Origin of the sequence: Spirosoma oryzae (assembly GCF_003002825.1) — a bacterium.
Classification (GTDB): domain Bacteria; phylum Bacteroidota; class Bacteroidia; order Cytophagales; family Spirosomataceae; genus Spirosoma; species Spirosoma oryzae.
Window position 1 is genome coordinate 111,293 of record NZ_PVTE01000014.1, and the last position, 22,429, is coordinate 133,721.

The window sequence follows — 22,429 nt, forward strand, 5'->3', positions numbered from 1 at the left end:
TCCTACGCCACCTTGTAACTGACCCCGGCCAGGCTGTCGAGGGCGTTGAGCAGGGTGTTGGCGGGCGAAACTTTGAGCGTGCGCGATTGCAGACTGATCTCCAGCCGCTCTTCGGGGTCGACCACATTCAGCGACAGGTTACAGGTGCCGGGATGGGCATTCATCAGGTCGTTGATCTGGCTGATCAACTGCGCATTCAGCACGTCGAGGGTGAGCGACACGCGCAGCTCCTTGCACATCTTCTCGCGCATCTCGTTGAGCAGCCGAATCGACGCGGGTTTAAATTCCAGCTGATCGGAGTTCCACTTATTCTGCGTCTTGCCCGTGATGTGCAGGAAACGACCCACGTCGACATACTGCCCCAGCCGCACGTAGTCGTCGCCGAACAGCGCCAGTTCGACAGATGTGTTGTAATCTTCCAGCTTGAAGATACAGAACGGATTACCGGTCTTGGTGATCCGCACCTGCATCGACGACACAATACCGGCGACTTTTATTTCGGCAGTTTTAGTCTCGTAGAGTTTGTCGAGCGTACAGTTGCAGAAACCGTCCATCTCCAGCCGGAACTCATCGAGCGGATGACCGGTGATGTAAAAGCCGACGACTTCTTTCTCGAATTTGAGTTTCTCGATCTGATTCCAAGCCGGCACCGTGGGTGGTTTGGGACGCGCCAGCATGGGCTCGCCCCCCATCATGGCACCGAACAGCGACTGCTGCGCGGCCGCTTTCTCCGCGTGGTAGTTGTTGCCATACCGGATGATTTTTTCCAGAAACGGGCTGGTTTCAGTCGGTGGTACGTCAAAATACTGTGCCCGGTGGTAATCGGGTTCCAGCGCGTCGAAGGCACCGGCATAGGCCAGCGATTCAAGCGTTTTCTTGTTCACCGTCCGCAGGTTGACCCGGATGATGAAGTCGAATACGTCCTTGTATTCCCCTCCGGCGGTTCGCTCGTCGATGATGGCTTCCACGGCCGCGTCGCCCGCACCTTTGATACCGGCCAGCCCAAAGCGGATTTCGCCCTTTTTATTCACGCCAAATACCCGCTCCGATTCGTTGACGTCGGGGCCGAGTACGGGAATGCCGATGTTCTTACACTCTTCAAGGAAGAAGGTGATTTTTTCGATGTTACCCAGGCAGCTCGTCAAAACGGCCGCCATGTATTCCGACTTGTAGTACGTCTTGAGATAAGCCGTCTGGTAGGCCACAAACGCGTAGCAGGTCGAGTGCGACTTGTTGAACGCGTACGACGCGAAGGCTTCCCAGTCGGTCCAGATCTTCTCGCAGATCTTTGCGTTCAGCTTGTTGGCCGCGCAACCATCCATGAACTTGCCCTTCATCTTGTCGAGCGTCGCGCGGTCCTTCTTACCCATCGCTTTCCGCAGTACGTCGGCGTCGCCTTTGGTGAAGTTGCCGAGCTTCTGCGACAGCAGCATCAGCTGCTCCTGGTAAACCGTAATGCCGTAGGTGTCAGCCAGATACTCCTCCATCTCGGGCAGGTCGTATTTGACTTCCTCGCGGCCGTGTTTCCGGTTGATGAAGGTCGGGATGTACTGAATCGGACCCGGACGGTAGAGGGCGTTCATCGCAATCAGATCCTCGAAGCGGTCAGGCTTGAGGTCCTTCATGTACTTCTTCATCCCGTCGGATTCGAACTGGAAAATAGCGTTCGTTTCCCCGCGCTGAAACAGTTCGTAGGCTTTCGGGTCGTCGAGCGGAATGTCGTCAATGTCGGTTTCGACGCCGTTGATAATCAGGCCACCGTGGTTTTGCTTGATGAGCCGCAGACACTCCTTGATGATGGTGAGGTTGCGCAGCCCCAGAAAGTCCATCTTGATAACCCCGGCGTCCTCGATCACCTTGCCCTCATACTGGGTGATAATGAGGTTCGTATCTTTCGAGGTCGAGACGGGAACGATATTCGACAGGTCGTCGGGCGCGATGATGATACCGGCCGCGTGAACGCCCGTGTTTCGCACCGTACCCTCCAGCCGACGCGCCTGTTGCAGCACGTTCTGCACCTTCTCGGTATCGATGAGTTTCATCGTCCGGCCTACGCTTTGGTCGCCCAGTTCGAGCGCCCGCATCCGCCGAACATTTTCCACTTCTTCCGGCTGAATTACGTTCGCCAGTCCGCCGGGGCCGTCGATCGGATCTTCGAAAATCCGGCGCAGCGTCATGTTGTAGGTCGGCTTGTCCGGCACCAGCTTGGCAAGGGCGTTGGCATCGGACAGGGGCAGGTCCATCACCCGCGACACGTCTTTGATCGCCGATTTGGCCGCCATCGTACCGTAGGTCACGATAGCCGCCACCTGTTGCTTGCCGTACTTCTGCACGACGTAATCGATTACCTTCTGCCGGCCTTCATCGTCAAAGTCCGTATCGATATCGGGCATCGACTTCCGGTCGGGGTTGAGGAATCGCTCAAACAGCAGGTCGTACTTGATAGGGTCGATATTCGTAATCCCGATGCAATACGCTACCGCCGACCCAGCCGCCGAACCCCGGCCGGGGCCTACCATCACACCCAGATCACGCCCGGCCTGAATGAAGTCGGCCACGATCAGGAAGTACCCGGCGAAACCCATCGTCTTGATGGTAAACAACTCGAAGTCAAGCCGTTCCTGTACGTGACTTTCGATTTCGCCGTAACGTTTCCGAGCCCCTTCGTAGGTCAGGTGCTTCAGAAACTCCCATTGGTTGGCAACGTCGTCGGCATGCAGTTGGAACTCACCCGGAATCGGGAAGTTGGGCAGCAGGATGTCGCGCTTCAGTTTCAGCGTCTCGACCTTGCCGACGATCTCGTTGGTATTGTCGATCGCTTCGGGCATATCGGCAAACAGCGTCGTCATCTCCTGCGTGTTCTTGAAATAGAACTGATCGGAGAAGAACGCGAACCGCGTGTTTTTAGGCATCGCTTCGTCGTCGTTGAATTCCTTCATCGACGGTGTGCTCTGCTTTTCGCCCGTGTTGACGCACAGCAGAATGTCGTGCGCGACCCAGTCGTCGCGATCGACATAGTGCGAATCGTTCGACGCAATGATTTTGACGTTGTATTTCCGGGCGAATTTGACCAGCACCTCGTTGGCCTTGATCTGATCCGGAATCTCGTGCCGTTGCAGTTCGACGTAATAGTCTTCGCCGAAGCGGTCGAGCCACCATTTGAACTCGGCTTCCCCCGCTTCCTCACCTTTTTTCAGGATCGTTTTCGGCACGATAGCCCCGATGCAGCAGGTCGTCGCAATCAGGCCCTCCTTGTATTTGTCAATCAGCTCCTTCGTGACGCGGGGGTACTTGCCGTACAGCCCTTCCATGTAGCCCAGCGAACACAGTTTCGCCAGGTTTTTGTAGCCCTGCGGGTTTTTCGCCAGCAACAGCTGGTGGTAGCGAATGTCCTTCTGCTCCTTGGTAAACTGCTTGCGCGTGTGGTCGTCGACGACATAGAACTCGCAGCCGACAATGGGTTTGATCCCCTGTTTACTGGCTTCGGCGACGAACTCGAACACCCCGAACATATTGCCGTGGTCGGTAATCGCGACGGCGGGCATATTGTCACCTTTTGCCTTCTTGATCAGCTTCTTGATGTCGGCCTGCCCGTCGAGCAGCGAATATTGGGTATGCGTATGGAGGTGAGAAAACTGCATAAGATGTATAACTATTCTGACAAATCGGCTATCATAGCCAGCAGGGTATCTTTATCGATGCTGCTATCTTCCGATTTGTCGTACATGGTGATCAGGAAAATGTCTGTGTTGTCTTCATTTTCCGTAACCAGATAACTTACAATCCGAAAACCACCACTTTTTCCTTTGCCCTTACTTTTCACCGCCAGGCGAATTTTATAAAGCCCCGACCCAAGCGACTGGCCTATCGTTGGAGACTTTGTCAGATCGGCAATAAGTTCATCTAATTCACCCTCTAGCGAAGCGAATTTTTTGCTGAATCGTTTATACCGTCTTTCAAAACGAGGGGTGAGCAGTACGCTATTCGGCATTATTCCCCTCCCGTTTGAGGTCGGCAAACGTACGACGGGGTAGTTTCCCCTGCCGGATCAACTTTACTTCGTTCAGCCCTTGCTCAATGTCTTCTAGTAGCGAAAAGGTCGTTCCAGCTTCGTCCTCGCTGTTAATGAGTGCTTTAAGTTCTTGACGAATGCGCTTAGGCAACACTTTGTACTGCTCGTAGATGATCTGGGCGGTAGTCATGTCTATCTGGTTACGTTAGTGTCTAGGTAATCCGCGACGGCGGGCGTCTGAACCGGTAGTTTAGCCAGTTCTTTCCCTGCTGATTTCGTGATAACAATCGTGTATCTATGCATGACAACCCTTCTCGCTCAACAGCCGGTTCACAACCGTGTCGAAATCTTCCTTCGACTCATCCTTACGCGCTTGCGCTTCCAGACCGTCCAGAAAGTCTTCAAGTTCAGTACCGTATGTTTTCAGGTCAATTACTACCGCCGTGCGTTCGCCCACGTCGTTGATGAGATAGTTTATGCCTTTCATATGCGAGTTTTTGCGTAGATGACGTATCAACGTGAGGTAAACGCGCTGACTGTATTTATCAGTGGACACCAGTACGCTCTTTGATGGGAATCAACAGTTGACGCTCTGATTTCTTAGAGGACGGTTGCTCCGGGTGATTAGCTGGATTCGCGTTGATAAAAATAGCTGAATCCATCGGGCGGATGGCTACCCGTCGACTGGAAAATTTGTGTTTCATCAGCAATCGACTCATTTACAACAGTCGCCGGACCGCCTGTGTAATTCGTTGTTTTACCTCCGGCCACGTGATCGTGTTGACCTCAACGGGATCGACCTGTTGCTCGGCATCGTCAAAATAAGTTAACGAGCGGATGACGTACCCGGGATCACTGTTTGGGTATTTTCGGGTAAAAAAGTGGAGCATCTGCGGCAGCGTATACTGATTTAGCAGCTCGGCAATGTCCCAGAAATCTTTTTTAGCACCCCGTCCACTAACAGCGCTTAACTTCATCGCAATCACATCGTCGACAGACCAGAAACGAATTTGCTCCATATTCTCAAAAGGCTGTAGCAGCGGGTAGCGATGCGCCAGCAAGTCGACTTTAACACCCCGGATAAACAAGCTAACGGAGTTCTTTGACTCGTCCGTAACGATCGTTTCCGGAAACAGTCGAACCAGTTCATCTATGACGTCGCTTGTTGAAAAAGACTGATCCGTAAACAGATCAAGGTCAATGGACAGGCGGTGTCCGTAGCGTAGCGCCAGATTGGTTCCGCCTGCCAGCGCGAAGGAGTCTAAAGCTGGCAACTGCATCAGCTGTCTTAGTAATTCCAGGGTGTCGGGTGCAACTGTTGCCGGGTATAGCATCGAAACTGGTCGGGCGTCAGATCAAAAATGGCGCAGCAAAATGACAAGGTTTTTTTCTTCAGAAAAGCGGTCTGTATAACTTCCTGCTTTACGCGGTCATGGCCGTAGAAGCACATCACTTCCTGAATATCAGCCCATAACCCGTAATTCATCACTTTCTCAATAATGAACCGGGCGTTGTTTTCGTAGTCCAGCGACTGCATATCTACGTCCCAGAAAGCGGTCGGGGAAAGAATAGGCTTATTCATAATACGTTCGCGCTTTCACTGACTGATCTATGTATTGCTTCGATGAACAGATTCGCTTTACTACCTCCCTTACTTACTAAAGCTCTGGGGTGGCACATCTGGTACGTATGATTTGGCAACAATTCTCCGCCCATGAGTTGATCTACTCTTACACCTTCCAGTCACAATAGTTAGCGCATCAATCATCTTCTTTCAACTGCCCGGCCATGACTTTTTCCATGTGGTGAATTTTAGGCAGGGAGACGGTCTGAATGTAGACCTGCCACGGATGTTGCCTGATGTAATTCTGGTGGTATTCCTCTGCCGGGTAAAACGTTTTAAATGGGACAATTTCGGTCACGATTGGATTTTGAAACTGACCGGACGTGTCCATTTTTTGAATTACGCCGATCAGCTGCTGATGCTCGGTTTCAGTACGGTAGAACGCCATCGAGCGGTAGTGTTTGCCCACATCCGGCCCCTGCTTGTTGAGCGTGGTCGGGTCGTGGGCAGCGAAGAAGGCAGTGAGCAGCTGCGCATAGCTGATCTGCTTCGGGTCGTAGTACACCTGCACCGACTCGGCATGATCGGTCTGATCGGTGCTGACATCGGCGTAGGTTGGGTTAGGGTAGTCACTACCGGCATAGCCCGATATAACTTCGCGGACGCCTTTCAACCGGTCGAACGCTTCTTCCGTCGCCCAGAAGCAACCACCGGCAAACGTGGCGACGGCTTCTCCGGGCTTCAGCACCGGCAATGGCGCGGGTTTATTGTCGGGAGCCTGCCCGGTCGAACAACCAATCGTCAGACTGGCGAGCAGGTAACTAAATAGCAAGAACACGGGCCGTTTCATCGGGTAGTAAACACCGAAACGGCCCGGTAGATTCGCCTGCCGAAGCATCGATTTTTAAAATCCTGGCTCCGGAGGTAGTTTATACCTGGGCAAGTTCAGCAGGCTCCAGAATACGGATGGGTTTCTTTTGTTCGTCCAGCGCAACGAAGGTAAACGTGCCGTGAATGGCCGAATGACGCTCCATCGAATACATCTCTTCCACGTAAATTTCGACGGCTACCCGGATACTGGTGTTACCGACGTGTTCGACCCGCCCGATCAGTTCGATGATCGTTCCGGCCGGAATCGACTTGGTGAAATTGATCTTGTCCGACGAAACGGTTACCATGCGTTTGCGCGAAAAGCGCGTTGCTGCTATGAATGCGACTTCGTCCATTAATTGAAGCGCCGTGCCACCAAACAGCGTATCGTAGTGATTGGTCGTGCTCGGAAAGACGGCTTTGAACACGCGGGTTTCAGCCGCAGCTATACGGTCAGCTACCGTAGGAAACGTAAGTTGGGTCATGAATGCAGGATTGCTGTACACGGTTTGGGGGTACGGCAGACTATGGCAATATACAGACCGGGCACCCGCACGCCCGCTTTCCATAAATACGGTCCAACATTTCCATCGATGGTTCCAACTATCATCCGGGCTGGCTGATCCGGAAGTCTACGTCAGACCGGCCACTGCGTATCGATTCCCTGCGCACGAAGCTGTTGCTGGAAGTCGGTCAGCAGAGTTTGTTTTTCGCGGACGGCACGGGGTGGCACGTTTCGGTCAAGTGAAAACGAAATCAATGCCCCAACAGCCTCACCGATACTCCACTCGACGGGGTGCAGCCGATAACAGCCGTTCGTGATGTGCGTCGTACCGATATTCTTACAGGCGGGCAACAGATTCTCCATTCGTTGCGGCAGCAAAGCGCCTAATGGTATCTGAAACGGCAATGAACCGAAGTCGATGTAATTGTTACCGCCGGTACTGGGGTGCAGGTCGATGTGGTAATAGCCGATACCGACACTATCGGCGAAGGGCGCGGCCGTGTTCCCGGTTTTCTGGCCTGTGATCAGTGCCCGATTGTCGGCACCGACGTGTTCTTCCAGCACGCGGAAGACCGGTTTGATACGCCGGGCTTCCCGGATGTAGGGGTATTTGGCCAGCCCATCGGCGGTACCCATCACGTCGGGACGGAGTCGCAGACCGGGCCAGCCCTGGCCACCATCAGGCCGTGGCACGTCGGTCTGCAGCCAGTACAGCAGCGACAGACTCAACTGCTTCGCCCGGTCGACGTGCCGGGCAAATTCGTTCGCCGACGCACCGATCAGATTCCCCAGCGCGTAATCGTTTTGCGGCCAGTTGACATTACTGATGTCGCCCCGATAAAATCCCGGCTCGAAGTTCGCCCGGCTAATGATACGCCGGTAATTCCAGAGGTTAAGCACATCGCCCGTTTTAGCGCCTTCCGGCTGAAAGCCCAGCGTTTTCGGAGTCAGTGTTTTCGGATTCGCATACGCCAGCGACAGCAGTTTTCCCGACCAGGCCGGTTTCAGGGCGGGCGTGTAGCTGCGCCAGAAATCGTATTCACGCGGCTTGTCGATAACGTGGTTTTCGCCGGGGACGTAATCCATGGCGAAGCACATCGTGAACGCCTGCACATTGTTCGGATCGGCCTGTTCGGGTGCGTGGAGTTCGCGGGTGTCCGCACGCGATTCAGCGCCCGTCACAAACTCAGTGTTGGTCATCGGCAGCAGGTCGCCAAGCTCGGTAGCATCGACAAAGTAAGGGGCCGTGAGCGTCAGGACGCGCCCGGTCTGTCGATGCGTCGCGTTCAGCGCCCGCACCCGATCACCCTGCACGTCGGCTCCGGTGACCCTGTGGTCGAGCAACAGCGTCAGCTTTCCCGCGCTCAGGTACGGTGCTAGCAGTTGATGCAACACGGCCAGCGACACCCGTGGCTCGTGACTCAGTCGCGACACGGCTCCGTCGCCCGGATTCAGGTACACCTGCGCACGAGCCGCTTCTGTCAGCGGGTAATGCTGCCGGTAGTAGTCGCGAACGGCGTTTCGATACTGTCGGTACAGGCGGGTAGCCCCGTGGGTTTCGATCCACAAGTGTTCATCCGGTGGAACGCCCTGTTGGGTGAGCTGCCCACCGATCCAATCGGTTTCTTCAGTCATCACCACCGTTTTTCCGGCACGCAGGGCACTCAGGGCAGCCGCGCAGCCACCTACACCACCACCGGCGATAACTACATCTGCCGTGTATCCGGTGGTCAGGGCTTGGGATACAGCATCAATCGCTGGAAAGGCAGGCAGGGCGGTTGTCAGGACGGTGCCGCTCACCGCAGACAGTTGCCCGATAAACGAACGTCGATTCATACAAAGAGACCGAAGCGTACTGGCAGCGCGCCATGCTACCTCGGAAAAGTAAGGGGGCAAACTAACAAAATTTACCGCATGCATCGACACCAGCCACGCGTACGCCTGCTTTCCCCGTCAGAAGTTACTTTGCCAGCTTCACCTCGATTGCCGTCACCTGACGAATCCAGCGGGCAGGCTTCTTTTCGCCGGGCACCACCACCCGGTATGGCCCCACCCCATCAGCTAGCGGAGCGCCATCGACGCTGTCGGCCAACAAAATCGTACGGGTTGAAAAGTCAGGATCGAGTTCGGCGAGAGCAAATACGACTTCGTAACCATCGGCGGCTTTCACAACGACGTACTTGGTCAGGTTCTTCCCTTTCAGCGCGGCACCCATACTAGCCCCCGCCTGATTCAGCAATGTAATCAAGGGTACACCCGCGTATCGGTGCTCCTTGCCGTCCCGGTCGGCAGCGGTAATTTCCGTATGCAACATGGCCTTAAAATCAACTGGTTGCAACGCCAGTGGCTTCGTTACCTCCCCCAATACGATCAGTGTCAGTGTCTGAGCAGACGATACCGTCGTCAGCAGTAGCGCAACGGCGATAAGCAGGAGTCGATTTCGAAGTAACAAGCCAGTCATGCAAAAGGTCGTTATAGTTTAACAAAAATAACGACCTTTCTCATAGTTTCCCGCTGGGTGTTTTTGCGGATACTATGTAGAAAGGCGATCGCACCGCCACGACAGCCACGCGGTGGTCGCCACCGTGGTGCGGCCCGGTGCCCTCACAGCATCAGATAACACCGCTGCGAAAACCTATTGGGTCTGGGCTGACGCTTGTAGAGACGCGACCCTTCGCGTCTCACCGCCGGATGGCTTTACCCATGAAACAAACCCAATCAAATCACGGCTGGCGCAAAAAAAAGAGACGCGAAGGATCGCGTCTCTACAAATAGCGGGTCTTCAGCTTATTTCGTCGTCCAGTGGAAACCGTCGTTTTCGATCAGTTTCATGGCCGCTTCCGGTCCCCAGGTACCGGGTGTGTAGTTCGGGAAGTCGGCGGGTTTGGTGTTGTCCCAGTTTTCAATGATTGGCGTGACCACCTTCCAGGCGGCTTCGACCTGATCGGCCCGCATGAACAGTGTGGCATCGCCGGTCATGGCGTCGAGCAGCAGCGTTTCATAGGCTTCCGGCTCCTGCCCTTCATACGCCGTTTTGTAGCTGAACACCATTTCAACGGGGTCGATGGCGAGTGTCTGCCCCGGACGCTTGGCCTGGAACTGCAACCGGATGTCCATGTTCGGCTGAATACCGATAATCAGCCGGTTAGCCCGCCACTCTTTCGACGCTTCCTCGGGGAAGGCGTAATGCGGAGCGGGTTTGAACTGAATGGCAATTACCGTCGCTTTCTCGGGAAGTACCTTGCCCGTCCGCAGGTAGAACGGTACGTTTTCCCAACGCCAGTTGTTGACGTACAGCTTCACGGCGGCAAACGTTTCCGTCGCCGATTCAGGATCAACCCCTTTCTCCTCGCGGTAACCCGGAATCGGCTTCCCGTCGACTTCGCCGGGCCCGTACTGACCGCGCACCGCATTCGACGGATCGATGGGGCGAATCGCGTTCAGCACTTCTACGGTCTTGTTCCGCACTTCGTTGGCGTCGAACGAGATGGGCGCTTCCGTAGCCACCATGCACATTACCTGTAGAAGGTGGTTCTGGATCATGTCGCGCAGGGCACCCGATTCTTCGTAATAGCCACCACGCCCTTCCAGACCGACGGTTTCGGCCGCCGTGATCTGTACCGACTCGATATACTGCCGGTTCCAGATGGGTTCGAAGAGCGAGTTGGCAAAGCGCAGGGCCAGAATGTTCTGCACCGTTTCTTTGCCGAGGTAGTGGTCGATGCGGTAAATCTGCTCTTCAGCGAACAGGCCACCCAGCAGTGCGTTCAGTTCCTGCGCCGTTTTCAGGTCGTGTCCGAACGGTTTTTCGACCACAATTCGTACGTGCGCCTTGTCGGTGCAGAGGTCGAGCTTACCCAGATTTTCGGCGATACCCGGCACGAGTTGGGGGGCTACCGCCAGGTAGAACAATACACTTGGCCGTTCGCCCCACTCCTGTTCTTTCTTATCGACGAAGTCGGATAGCAGGTGGTAGGTAGTCGCGTCGCTGGCGTCCATCTGCATGTACGACAGGCAGGGCGCAAACTCATTCCAGGGACCATCTTTGCGACGGGAGAACTTTTTTACCCCATCGAGCAGCCGCTCCCGAAAGCTATCGTCGGAGTAATCGCTGCGGCCCAGCCCGACGACAGCGAATTGCTCGGGCAGGTATTTTTCGATGAACAGATTATAGAGAGCGGGGGTCAGTTTACGGAGATTCAGGTCTCCGCTACCGCCAAAAATAAAGAGGACGGTAGGTCCGGGCCGCTGATTGGTTGCAGGAATCATAGATTAGCAGGTTGTCTGTCTAACTCAAGGTCGGCGCAAGTTACCGCCCTTTCCGACAAACACTCACACCCAGCCCGGTGTTTGTTTTGTAGTTTGAACGCACTACCCTACATTCCATGACTATCGCCATCGGCTCCGACCACGCAGGTTTTCGTTACAAGGAAGCTATAAAAGCTATGCTGACCGACCTCGGCCATACCGTTGTCGACAAGGGTACCTACGCCGAAACGCCATCCGTTGATTATCCGCTGTTTATCCGGCCCGTAGCCGAAGCCGTCGCGGCTGGCGAAGTCGAACGGGGGGTTGTACTAGGGGGATCAGGTAATGGTGAAGCCATGACAGCCAACCGCGTGAAAGGCGTTCGGGCGGCCTTGTGCTGGAATGAGGAATCGGCCCGGCTCGGGCGGCAGCACAATGATGCCAACGTTATTTCGCTGGGCGAGCGGATGATGGATCAGGATACGGCGCTGAAGCTGGTACGAATCTGGCTCGACACTCCGTTTGAAGGCGGTCGCCACCTGGCCCGGATTCAGGAACTGGATCAGTAAGGGCCCGGTTCAGCAATTCCCGACGAACCACGCCCACCCACCCTGCTATGAACAAACCCACCCGTCAGGTCGGCTATTTTTTATCCAGTCAGTACTTCTCGGATGGGCTGCGCACTACGCTTGCCATTCTGTTACCATCACTGGTGCTGGCGCAGTTCGACCACCTGACAACTGGTATGGCCATGTCGCTGGGCGCGCTGAGCGTTAGTCTCAGTGATGCACCGGGGCCGGTCATGCACCGTCGAAACGGGATGCTGGCCACCGTTCTGTCGACCGTGCTGGTCACGCTGCTCACCGGTTTCGCCCGCCTGAACGATTACACGCTGGCCGCTGAGATTCTGGTTGTCAGCTTCGTCTTTTCCATGCTGGCCGTCTACGGCACCCGCGCAACGTCGGTCGGATCGGGGGCGATCCTGATTATGATTCTGATGATGGAACGGCCGCTCGATGCGGTCGGCGTTGTCAAGGAAAGCGGGCTTATTCTGGCGGGGGGCCTTTGGTATACCAGCATCAGTCTACTGGCGTCGCGCCTGCAACCCTATCGGCTGGCGCAACAAACACTGGGACAGTGTATTCACGAAGTCGCCAAGTTCCTGCTGGTTAAAGCGGAGTTCTACACCTTGAGCACGCAGCTTGACACGGACTATCGACACCTTGTCAGTCAGCAGGTTGCCGTTAGCGAGAAGCAGGACGCCGTCCGGGAGGTGTTGTTCAAAAGCCGCCGATTCGTAGCGGAGACGACCCGGACCGGTCGCCTACTGGTGCTGACCTTTGTCGATATTGTCGATCTGTACGAGCAGATGGTGGCGATGTATTACGATTACGAAGCCCTGCGCAATCGCTTTAGCCACACGCAGGTATTGCCCATGATCGCGGGGCAGATTCGGCAGCTGGCCAACGAACTCGATCACATTGGCCTGGCCGTTCAATCGCCCGTCGCTGTACCAGACCGGCCAGATTTCGACCTGACACCCCAGCTCGAAACACTCAAACAGGCCATTGACGAACTGGGCGACCGGGAAGGCAGTACGCTGGTTCTGAAGAAAATCCTGATCAACCTGCGGAACCTGGGGCAGCGAATCAGTACCATTCGTGGCAATATGAAAGCGCCGGCATCGGTACTGGCGAAAGAAAACGATGACCTGGAATTCGGCCGGTTCGTCTCGCACCAGGAAATCGATTTTAAGTCAATCCGCAACAACCTGACCTTCACCTCGTCGGTGTTTCGCCACGCGCTGCGTCTGTCGCTGGCCCTGCTGGCGGGTTTCGTACTGACCCGGCTGCTGGACTATGGGCACCACAGCTACTGGGTGTTGTTGACGATCTCGGTGATTCTTAAACCAGCCTTTAGCCTGACCCGGCAGCGCAACTTCGAACGCATTGGCGGTACACTGGCCGGGGGCATCGTGGGGGCGCTGATTCTGACGTTTGTCGACAACCGATCGGTGCAGATTGGCTTCATGATTCTGTTTATGATCGGGGCCTACAGCGCCCAGAGGGTCAACTACATTGTCATGGTCTTCTTCCTGACACCGTACATCCTGATTCTGTTCAACTTTTTGGGTGTCAACTACCTGGGCGTGGTGGAAGAGCGCTTCCTCGACACGCTCATGGGTGGGCTGCTGTCGCTGGTAGCAGGGTACGTACTTTTTCCCCGCTGGGAATCCGATCAGTTGCAGCAACCCATGCGCGACACGCTCCGGGCCAATCTGCGCTATGTGCAGGTGCTACTCGACTGCCTGACGAGCCGAACGCCCAGTCTGGTCGATTATAAACTGGCCCGGAAAGAGGTATATGTCTCGTCGGCCAACCTCTCGGCCGCGCTCGACCGCATGCTGTCGGAGCCGAAACGGAAGCAGCGCAACGAGAAGCTGATTTACGAGTTTGTGGTGCTCAACCACATCCTGTCGGCCAACGTAGCCACGCTAACATCAGACCTGTTGAACGAGCCCTCGAAGACATACCCGCCCCCTGTGCAGCGCCCCGTTCGGCGGGCTATCGTTAGCCTGACCGATAGCCTGTATCGACTGGGAGAACCGCGCAGCGGCAGCAGCGACGCACCAGTGACGGAAATCGCGCAGGCCCCGCCCCCCTCCGACGACATGCAGCTCAGCGAACACCTCAGCTTCGTTCAGCAGGTCAGCAGCGACATCAACAAAATCGTCGAGCGGATAAAGGGTGTGTAGCCTGGACGTCCACGTCCGGGTGGCCGGCAGGCCAATCGATTTCGGCGGCAGCCATATTGGGCGCTCCGCGCCCACCCGGACCTGGAGGTCCAGGCTACGTAGCCACACCGTATGCAGAACATCTTACTTCGCTTCTTCGACCGTTTCCTGAGCCTCGTCGAGGTCGTTGCCTTCGGGTTGTGGTTTTTCAATCACCGGCCGCTCGGCGTCGGGAACGTAGGTCAGTTCGATAAACATCGGGAAGTGGTCGGAGCCAACGTTGGGGAGTCGTTCGATGTCCTGCAATTGAAAGTGGCACGAAACAAACACATGGTCGAGGGGCCACCGCAGGGGCGGGTAGCTGGCGTGGAAGGTGTTGAACAGTCCCCGACCGATGCGCGGATCGAGCAGTCCGCTGATGCGCTGAAACAGACGCGTCGTGTGCGACCAGGCCACGTCGTTCAGGTCACCGGCCACGATCACGGGTTCCGATTGTTTGCGCGCTTCCCGACCGACCAGTACTAGTTCAGCGTCCCGCTCCGTCGAGCGGTAGTGCTCAGTCGGGCTGGGTGGCATGGGATGGACCCCGTAAAAATGCACCGGTATGCCCGACGGTAGTTCGAATTGCACGTATACCGAGGGAATATCGTCCTGAATCAGATGCCGCAACTCGTGGTGTTTCATCGGCAGCTTCGAATACAACAGTAGCCCGTAGGTATTTTCCAGCGGGTGGAGTATCTGGTACGGGTAGTCCGCTTCGATCGACTTGAGTTCGTCCTGCCACCGCTGATTCGTCTCCAGGAACATGGCAACGTCGGGCTTGTACTGATCGACCAGCTCCCGCACTTTGCCAAACTCGGTATTGTCCATGAAGACATTCGAGATCAGCAGCCGAACAGTATTATCGCGGTCGGATGGTCCGGGATTCGTCCGCCGGATAACCTGTCGCTTGTGAATTGGTGTAAACGGATAGATCAGCCAGGCCTGGTAACACAGCGTCGCTAACAGCCCGATCGGTACCATGACCAGCCAGTCGTTGAAATACTGGTTACCAAACCAGCCCCAGGCTACCAGCCCCAGAGCCGCCAGTACGGTTAGTTGCAAATGGGGGAAATCCCAGATGCGAATCCACCAGTAATCGAGCGGAATAAGGTTGACAAACGAAACAGTAACGATGAGTAGGGTATAGCCAATCAGTATGGCATCGGGTGTAGGCATGTGTGCGTGAAAAGCTAAAACTAACCCTTGATTTAGAGCAACGCGATACCGTCGTCCCGTATCTCGATCCGACGATCCTTGTACAGCGTACCGATAGCCTTCTTAAACGTTTTTTTACTCATCTCCAGCGCCTTGTGAATCGCTTCCGGCGGGCTGCTGTCGTTCAGCGGCAGGAAGCCTTTCTGCTGTTGCAGCACTTCGAGAATCCGCTGTGCGCTGGGTTCGACATTTTCAAAACCCATCTGTTGCAAACTCACGTCGACCCGGTTGTCGTCGCGAACGCGCTTGACGAAGCCGGGCATCCGGTCGCCTACCTGCACGGAGCGGAACAACTCGTTGTGATACAGTAGCCCCTGATAGCGATCGTTGATAATCACGTTGACACCCAGATCGGTGATTTCATACGCCAGCAAATCGACGGGGTCGTTCGCGACGAGATCAGACGCGTCCGGGTCAAGAAAGCGGCTGACTTTGCTCGACGCAACCAGTCGGCCCGTGTCTTCGTCGAGGTACAGGAATACTACGTACCACTCGCCTTCGCGCATGGGTTTGCTTTGTTCGCGAAACGGCACGAGCAAGTCTTTTTCCAGCCCCCAGTTCAGAAACGCGCCAACGTTCGACACAGCGACAACCGGCAAGGGCGCAAATTCGTCGCGCATGATGTGGGGCGTCAGCGTCGTCGCAATGGGCCGATCTTCCGAGTCGGTATAAATAAATACGTCGATTTCGTCTTCTACCCGCAGGTCGGCAGGTACGTATTTATTGGGCAGCAACACGTCGTCGCGCTCATCGTCGGGATGACCCAGAAAGAACCCAACGCTGGTCTGACGCAGGGCAATAAGTTTATTGATTCGACCAATTTCCAGCATAAATCCAATAGGCTTGTTGGACAAAAGTAACGATAAACCAACGCGGGACCGGTCTTTCCCGGCGATTGCCTGTCACTACTTTTAATAAACCATCAATCCGCCCGGTAGTTATTTGATGGACTACATGAGTCAAAACAAACCATCAACTGTTATGAACACCGAGAAAAATTTGAGCGGCAAAAAGGTAGCCATCCTGCTATCGGAAGGCTTCGAAGAAGTGGAAATGACCAAGCCCCGGCAGGCGCTACAGGACGCGGGTGCAACAGCCCATATCATCGGCCTGAAAGGTGGCGATGTCAAAGCCTGGGACATGGACGACTGGGGCGAAACTTACGACGTAGACCTGGCCCTCGACGCTGCCGACCCAGCGCAGTACGACGCGCTACTATTGCCCGGTGGCGTGATCAACCCCGACAATCTGCGGCAGAGCGACAAAGCCATTTCATTTGTGAAGCATTTTTTCAGCGAGCAAAAGCCCGTAGCGGCTATCTGTCACGCGCCTATTATGCTGATCGAAGCCGACGTGGTCGACGGTCGTACGCTGACCTCGTTCCCATCGATCAAAACCGATCTGAAAAACGCCGGTGCCAACTGGGTCGATCAGCAGGTTGTGAACGACGGTAACCTCGTCACGAGTCGTAACCCCGACGACATTCCAGCCTTCAACAAAGGCATGATCGAACTGTTTGCCAATGGCGTGAAAGCCAGCGCGTAACCAATCCGATCAACGCAAACGGGCCAGTGTTTTGAGACACTGGCCCGTTTGCGTTGTAGAGACGCGATCGCACCGGCGACCCGGCCTTCGCGTCTCAGACACCGGATGGTTACCATCGTGTGGTTATTGCTGACGCGTGCTGAGACGCAAAGGATTGCGTCTCTACATATCAGTCGATTTTCATGCGGAACACTTCGTACGGGCGGGTGCGGGTTGATTTGCCGCCGTTGTTCTTCGCCATGTGGTCGATCTGTGAGGTCGTGATGTACAGATAGCCGTTGTAAATCGCGTAGCTGTCGGGCCACTGCAAGAGGGTTTTATCGGTTACCAGCGTCTCACGTTTAAGCGGGGCTTTCGTACCGGCACCTGCGTCCAGCCGGAGCATCGTGTAATTCAGGATGTCGCCCAGATAGAGCCGGCTTTTGCTGTCCATCGCCATACCATCGGTAGTCGTGTATCGGCCCAGCGTATCGACTTTAGCCGCCAGGTCTTTATCGCCGATTTTCTCGTCGAGCAGGTACTTCGTTTCGATCCGGTACAGCTTATCGTCCGACAGGGGTTTGTAATACAGCATGTCGCCGTCGGGGGTCAGGGCCAGGCCGTCGGAATTGAAGACAACGGGGCCTTTGTCGTCGCGCAGCAGCCGGCCGTCGATGACAAACTTGAAATTTGGATCAGCTTTTACCGACGGGTCGCCCTGTAACGCCATGCGGATTTTGCCACTTTTGATGTCGACAATGGCAATACCGCCCTGCTGCGATTCGGTGATGTACACGATTTCGCGCTTCGTATCGACCCGTATGTCATTGAGGTAACTCAGTGGCCCGACGATGCCTTTGAACGAGTAGTTTTTAATGACTTTATTAGTCGCCAGATCGAAGCAAACCAGCTTGTGAGCATCCCGGTAAACACCCGCCTGCTTCGGACTGGCCGGATCGATTACCCACAACCGATCCTTATCGTCGACGTACTCCGACTGCACGCATACCCATTTGTTGGCAAGGTCCTGTCCGGATGCGGCACCACCTATCTTCCAGCTATTCCAGCCTTCATCGGGATACGGTTTCTTCGAACCATCTTTCATTACCTCTACCAACGCGTACTTATACGTGTCGGTCCAGTACGGGTAGTTGACAAACATCCGCCCCGTTTTCGACACAGCTACGCCCGTCAGTTGGTAGGTATCGTCTTTGAAGACAGGTTCAAGTTTGGCGTTTTGCGCCGATGCGGTCAGCGCCGACGCGAACAGCAGACCAGCGATAGCCGCCTGCTTGCGAAAAGAATACATCATAACGTGATAAGAGTAATTGCGTTGAATCGCTGCCGACTGCTTTACTGCGGTTAAGTCAGACAGCATCTGACCATAGTAACTGCCTGTCACTCCTGCCGGTTGTGAATTCAGTTGCTTATTCTCCAAAGTGGTATCGGGCAACAAAAACGTCCGACAGTCGAGGACTGCCGGACGTTTGGTGTAGGCTGCGGAACGTAAATGCCGGTTAAAACAAATTTGGATAGTCGGTAATGATACCGTCGACACCCAGCTTGACGAGCGTTTCGATTTCCGGCTTCGTATTGACCGTCCACGGGATGATCTTCATGCCTTTTTCGTGGCAGAACTTCACCGTTTCGTCGGTAACCGTTTTGTAGTAAGGACTGTAGATAGCTGGTGTAAAGCCCAGCGTCGTCAGGTTGTCCGCCACCGTTTTTTGATTGGCCGTCAGGTACGCCAGCGTCACCTTCGGATATTGTTTGTGAATGAGTTGCAGCGGTCGGGCATCGAACGATTGAATGTTATAGCGACCAACCGGCAGCTTCTTCTGACAGATCGGCATCACCAGTTGAACAAACTCCGCCGGACCGGGATTGTACACGCTATCCGGCAATGGACTCATCTTGATTTCGATATTGTAGCTGGGCTTCGGTAGCTTTTTCGCCTTCACATAAGCCTCAACCGAATCGATCAACTCCGTCAGCAGTGGCTTGTACGCCCGGAAGTTCTGCTGTTCCGGAAACTGCGGATGCTTGCGGCTACCAACGTCATACTTCTTAATCTGATCGTAGGTCAGCTGGTACAGTTTGATGTCTTTCTGCTCCGCTGCCGTTACAGGCGTCCCGTCGGGTTTGTTAGTGATCTCGGCCGTCATGTAGGGGTCATGCGACACGACAACCTGCTTGTCTTTTGAGATAACAACGTCCAGTTCCAGCGTTTCGACGCCGATGTCCAGCGCCTTTTTCATGGCCTGAATCGTATTCTCCGGCATCAGTCCACGCGTACCCCGGTGTCCCTGTCGGTTGAGTTTCGTCTGCGCAAGCAGCGGTTGTGCGCCAAGCACAAGCAGGCAAAGAATTAATTTGTTCATCATAAACCTAATCAAGACTCAATTGTAAAGTCTGATGTTCAGGATCAGCAGCAGCAAACCTTGAACACCAGACCTTGACCATTAAACAAATAATTAGAAACTATACCGGGCACCCAATTGAATCTGGAACGGATCACCCGACGGTATGACAGCGCCCGAGTTATTTACCCGGTAATTGAAGCGTTGTGTGTCCTGCGAAAAACCAGGGATAGCGTTATTACCACCACTAGCCGCTACGCCCAGCGCGTACAGTGCCTGCGAACTCAACGACCGGTTGGTACCCCGGTTCCGGTTCAACAGGTTGGCGAAGTTGAACACATCGGCCGATACTTCGATCGCGTGGTTCTTATAGATACGGAACCGTTTCAGCGCCCGAATGTCGATTACCCCGAAGAATCCGTTGATACCGCCGTTCCGCTGCGCAATCCGGCCCGAGTAAGACTCGATGTAGTTTTTCAGGCTTTGGCTCGCATCCGGATTGTCGAGCAGCGTTTGCAGCCCCGTGCGGACGTTGACAGGCACCTCGGTGTTGTTGCGATCGAAAATAAATGCCAGGTCATTCGACGACGATACGAAGTCGCCGTTGGTGTTACCACCCGACAGCAGCGAGTAGCGCGTACCACCGATACCCGTGTAGCGAACGCCCAGCGTGATACCATAGAACGAAGGCAGCGTACCGTAGAACACCACTTTGTTACGGAAGTGGTTGTCGGAATATGTCATGTTGCTCAGGTTACGCGGATCGTCTTTTACGGGCAGTACCAGCGTTGCCGTATTGGCCACGTTGCCGTTGTAGGTCACGTTATCGCGCGTGCTGTTCCAGGTATAGCTTGCCGTGATTTCGCCATCACGGAAGTACTGCCAGGTAGCGTCGACTACAGCCGCAAACTGATTGACACGGCCTTCGCTGTTCAGCTCCAGCACCCGGCCCAGCTTATTGCTGATACGCCCCTGCTGCCAGTCGGTAACCCCGCTCGACGTGATCGTTGACGCGGGCACGTACACACCCCGGTTGTCTTCGTTGGCTAGTCGGAAGAATGGATCGGCCACCATGTTCCGGTCGACGTACATGTAGTTGTTACGACCCAGCGACATATAACCCGCGATACCAACTTTCAAGCGGTCGGTCAGGAAGCGCGAGTACGACACGTTGGCTTTGTACAGCGTCGGCACTTTGGCATTCGGACCGGTCATGTTGATGGTAGGCACCTGAAACTGCGCCAGCGTCGGAATGCTGGCGTAGTTGCTCCGGTACGCGGCAAAATCAGGCGTCGGTACGTTGGCACCCCGCACGTCGACAGTCGCGAAATGTTTGCCGTCGAAGGTCAGGTTGTTGATGAGCATGTAGTTATTAATGTCCGACGCGAATACCCCGGCACCAAACCGGACGAAGTCGCGGTGTTGGTTGTTGACGTCCCAGTTGAACTGGATACGCGGCTGCGGGATAAACGTTTTGATCTGATTGTCGGTACGCAGTTTCAGTTCGTCGAACACCAGTTGGTTGAACTGGGCTTTCGGATAGATGGCGTAATCCAGTCGCAGACCGGCCGTCATCTCCAGACCCGGCATCAGGCTTGTACTTAACTGTCCGTACGCACCGGCATTAAAAATGTTGCCATATACCGTCGGATCGGCCACGAGCGGCACCTCCCGGTAGAAGCGGTACGGCTTCAGGTTGTTGAAGTTATCGAGGGCCGATCCGGTCGCGTCGTTGATATAATGAAAGCGACCGTTTACTTCGCTACCATAGAGCGACTTAGCGTGGGTATACATCAGATCGACCCCGAACGTGTACTGAACCCGGTCGGTATTGACGTAGAAATTATCGACCAATTGCAGCACGTTGTTCGTGAAGCCTTCCTGCGCAAACCGGTGACCACCCATCTGAATGTTCGTTGATAGCGTTGCCCCTTCGATGGTCGACACGACGTTTTCAACGATGTTACGGGGGATGTTGGCAGCGGGCAGCTGATCGCCGGGGCTACTTTTCTGGTACGTGTACAGGTGTTGCAGTTTCAGCTCATTCGTGATCTTCGGTGTGAAGGTCGTGCGGAGTGTTGCCAGCAAACTGTTGTCGACGTTGTAGTCGTTACCGTACGATTCGAACGCGTTGATCGACGTGTTATCGGCCAGACCCAGCTTGTTCCGGTCGTTGGTGTAGTTGTCGCGAATCGTCAGCAGGTTGTTGGCGTTGATCTGCCAGTCGATCCGGGCGAAGGCAGCGTCGGTACCCCGTTTTTTGGGAAAAGTACCGAACTGCTGCGTGTTGGCCATACCGTATTTGCTGCGCGCGATGTCGACAAAACGGTTGAGCGTATTGTTCGTTACGTTGAAACGGCGCTCGTCGAGGGGTGTCTGGATGTCGGCGACAATCAGCGGGCGCGAATCCTGCTGATGATCCCAGACGACGAAGTAGTGCAGCTTATCCTTGATGATCGGTCCGCCCAGCGAGAATCCATACTGATTGGTCGAGAACGGTACATTCCGCTGATTACCCCGAATGTCGTACTGACTCGACAGCCAGTTGGCACGCGTGTAGTTGAATACGCTACCCGTCAGTTTGTTGGTACCAGCTTTCGTTACCGCACTTACCAGACCACCACCGGCCCGGCCATACACAACGTCATATTGGTTGGTGATAACTTTAAATTCCCGAACCGCTTCAATCGAAATCGAATAGGGTGCACCGCTACGGCTCGTTGTCGAACCGGCCGATGTCGGGTTCTTCGCGTTCATCCCGTCGATGGTGTAGTTCGTCGACGAACCCAGTTGCCCCGACAGGCTACCGCTGTTATTCGTCAGGGGCGACAGGTTGATTAGCTGCGTAAAGTTCCGCCCATTGACAGGCAGCGACACCAGCGTTTTGGCGTTGATCGCCGTGGCCGCACCGAGAATGTCGGTTTTGTTTTTCAGGCCCGACGCCACCACCTGCACCACCGCCAGATCCTGACCGGTTTCCTGCATGGTCAGGTCGACCTTGATGTCATCGCCCTGATTGACCATGTACCCTGTCCGGCGCTGTTCGCCCAGCCCAACGGCTGTCACCATTATGGTATACGGGCCACCCAGCGGAATTTCCTTGAATCGGTATTCCCCTTTCACGTTGGTTACGGTTCCGGTCGAGAAACCCGTTGACTCGTTCCGCACGCGGATGGTCGCTCCCGGCAGCGGAGAATTTTGCCCTTCGGTAATAACCCCCGAAATCGATGCCTGTGTTGTTTGCGCCTGTACCCTGTAGCCTAACAGGCTGAATGACAGCAAAAAGATAAAAAAGAGACTGTACTTGTTTTTCATTGGCTGAATTACGAATCAATGCAACTGCAAAGAGACAAAA

The 22,429-nt window shown here is 54.9% G+C and carries 20 protein-coding genes; 3 read left to right on the forward strand and 17 right to left on the reverse strand.

The genetic code is table 11. The annotated features are described in order from the left end of the window. Positions 1–2: 2 nt before the first annotated feature. From dnaE to zwf, 12 genes are all read right to left on the reverse strand, one after another. Positions 3–3,641, reverse strand: a complete 3,639-nt coding sequence (dnaE, locus tag CLV58_RS16990) for a DNA polymerase III subunit alpha (protein ID WP_106139023.1) — start codon at positions 3,639–3,641, stop codon at positions 3–5. An 11-nt stretch (positions 3,642–3,652) separates the two neighbouring features. Further along, positions 3,653–3,991, reverse strand: a complete 339-nt coding sequence (locus CLV58_RS16995; RefSeq protein ID WP_106139024.1) for a type II toxin-antitoxin system RelE/ParE family toxin — start codon at positions 3,989–3,991, stop codon at positions 3,653–3,655. Then, a complete protein-coding gene (locus CLV58_RS17000; protein WP_106139025.1) occupies positions 3,981–4,202 on the reverse strand; it encodes a hypothetical protein in 222 nt (73 codons plus the stop codon). The genes CLV58_RS16995 and CLV58_RS17000 overlap by 11 nt, the downstream gene beginning before the upstream one ends. 105 nt (positions 4,203–4,307) lie before the next feature. Continuing rightward, on the reverse strand, positions 4,308–4,499 hold the full coding sequence (locus CLV58_RS17005; RefSeq protein WP_106139026.1) for a hypothetical protein: 192 nt from the start codon (positions 4,497–4,499) through the stop codon (positions 4,308–4,310). Between the two features lie 58 nt (positions 4,500–4,557). Beyond that, positions 4,558–4,716 (reverse strand): hypothetical protein, encoded by a 159-nt coding sequence (locus CLV58_RS28410; RefSeq protein WP_170108725.1) that lies wholly within the window; start codon positions 4,714–4,716, stop codon positions 4,558–4,560. A 15-nt stretch (positions 4,717–4,731) separates the two neighbouring features. Next, entirely contained in the window at positions 4,732–5,292 is a 561-nt protein-coding gene (locus CLV58_RS17010) for a nucleotidyl transferase AbiEii/AbiGii toxin family protein (protein ID WP_106139027.1), read from the reverse strand. 8 nt (positions 5,293–5,300) lie between these two features. Then, positions 5,301–5,594, reverse strand: a complete 294-nt coding sequence (locus tag CLV58_RS17015; protein ID WP_106139028.1) for a DUF6922 domain-containing protein — start codon at positions 5,592–5,594, stop codon at positions 5,301–5,303. Positions 5,595–5,772: 178 nt separating this feature from the next. Next, positions 5,773–6,426 (reverse strand): peptide-methionine (S)-S-oxide reductase MsrA, encoded by a 654-nt coding sequence (gene msrA / locus CLV58_RS17020; RefSeq protein WP_106139076.1) that lies wholly within the window; start codon positions 6,424–6,426, stop codon positions 5,773–5,775. 79 nt (positions 6,427–6,505) lie between these two features. Beyond that, the gene (locus CLV58_RS17025) at positions 6,506–6,931 is read right to left on the reverse strand and encodes an acyl-CoA thioesterase (RefSeq protein WP_106139029.1); all 426 of its coding nucleotides are present in this window, start codon (positions 6,929–6,931) and stop codon (positions 6,506–6,508) included. A gap of 152 nt (positions 6,932–7,083) precedes the next feature. Continuing rightward, positions 7,084–8,787 (reverse strand): FAD-dependent oxidoreductase, encoded by a 1,704-nt coding sequence (locus CLV58_RS17030; protein WP_106139030.1) that lies wholly within the window; start codon positions 8,785–8,787, stop codon positions 7,084–7,086. A gap of 124 nt (positions 8,788–8,911) precedes the next feature. Then, the gene (locus tag CLV58_RS17035) at positions 8,912–9,412 is read right to left on the reverse strand and encodes a molybdopterin-dependent oxidoreductase (protein ID WP_106139031.1); all 501 of its coding nucleotides are present in this window, start codon (positions 9,410–9,412) and stop codon (positions 8,912–8,914) included. Positions 9,413–9,738: 326 nt separating this feature from the next. Continuing rightward, positions 9,739–11,220 (reverse strand): glucose-6-phosphate dehydrogenase, encoded by a 1,482-nt coding sequence (zwf, locus tag CLV58_RS17040; protein WP_106139032.1) that lies wholly within the window; start codon positions 11,218–11,220, stop codon positions 9,739–9,741. 116 nt (positions 11,221–11,336) lie between these two features. Here zwf and rpiB point away from each other — a divergent pair, with 116 nt between their 5' ends. Together rpiB and CLV58_RS17050 are read left to right on the forward strand one after the other, a co-directional pair. After that, positions 11,337–11,768 carry a ribose 5-phosphate isomerase B gene (rpiB, locus tag CLV58_RS17045; RefSeq protein ID WP_106139033.1) on the forward strand — a complete coding sequence of 144 codons (432 nt, stop codon included), beginning with the start codon at positions 11,337–11,339 and terminating at the stop codon, positions 11,766–11,768. Between the two features lie 47 nt (positions 11,769–11,815). After that, on the forward strand, positions 11,816–13,954 hold the full coding sequence (locus CLV58_RS17050) for an FUSC family protein (RefSeq protein ID WP_106139034.1): 2,139 nt from the start codon (positions 11,816–11,818) through the stop codon (positions 13,952–13,954). A 123-nt stretch (positions 13,955–14,077) separates the two neighbouring features. On the opposite strand, the gene CLV58_RS17055 is transcribed toward CLV58_RS17050, so the two are convergent. Continuing rightward, the gene (locus tag CLV58_RS17055) at positions 14,078–15,151 is read right to left on the reverse strand and encodes an endonuclease/exonuclease/phosphatase family protein (RefSeq protein ID WP_106139035.1); all 1,074 of its coding nucleotides are present in this window, start codon (positions 15,149–15,151) and stop codon (positions 14,078–14,080) included. Positions 15,152–15,183: 32 nt separating this feature from the next. After that, on the reverse strand, positions 15,184–16,020 hold the full coding sequence (locus CLV58_RS17060; RefSeq protein ID WP_106139036.1) for a CvfB family protein: 837 nt from the start codon (positions 16,018–16,020) through the stop codon (positions 15,184–15,186). Positions 16,021–16,171: 151 nt separating this feature from the next. On the opposite strand from CLV58_RS17060, the gene CLV58_RS17065 reads away from it, so the two are divergent. Next, positions 16,172–16,735: a type 1 glutamine amidotransferase domain-containing protein gene (locus CLV58_RS17065; RefSeq protein ID WP_106139077.1), complete on the forward strand. Its 564-nt coding sequence runs from the start codon at positions 16,172–16,174 to the stop codon at positions 16,733–16,735. 169 nt (positions 16,736–16,904) lie between these two features. Here the strand turns inward: CLV58_RS17065 and CLV58_RS17070 are convergent, their stop codons facing one another. From CLV58_RS17070 to CLV58_RS17080, 3 genes are all read right to left on the reverse strand, one after another. Then, the gene (locus CLV58_RS17070) at positions 16,905–18,026 is read right to left on the reverse strand and encodes an L-dopachrome tautomerase-related protein (RefSeq protein WP_170108726.1); all 1,122 of its coding nucleotides are present in this window, start codon (positions 18,024–18,026) and stop codon (positions 16,905–16,907) included. 205 nt (positions 18,027–18,231) lie between these two features. After that, positions 18,232–19,095 carry a glycerophosphodiester phosphodiesterase family protein gene (locus CLV58_RS17075; RefSeq protein WP_106139078.1) on the reverse strand — a complete coding sequence of 288 codons (864 nt, stop codon included), beginning with the start codon at positions 19,093–19,095 and terminating at the stop codon, positions 18,232–18,234. 93 nt (positions 19,096–19,188) lie between these two features. Beyond that, a complete protein-coding gene (locus tag CLV58_RS17080; protein WP_106139038.1) occupies positions 19,189–22,389 on the reverse strand; it encodes a TonB-dependent receptor in 3,201 nt (1,066 codons plus the stop codon). Between the last annotated feature and the right edge of the window lie 40 nt (positions 22,390–22,429).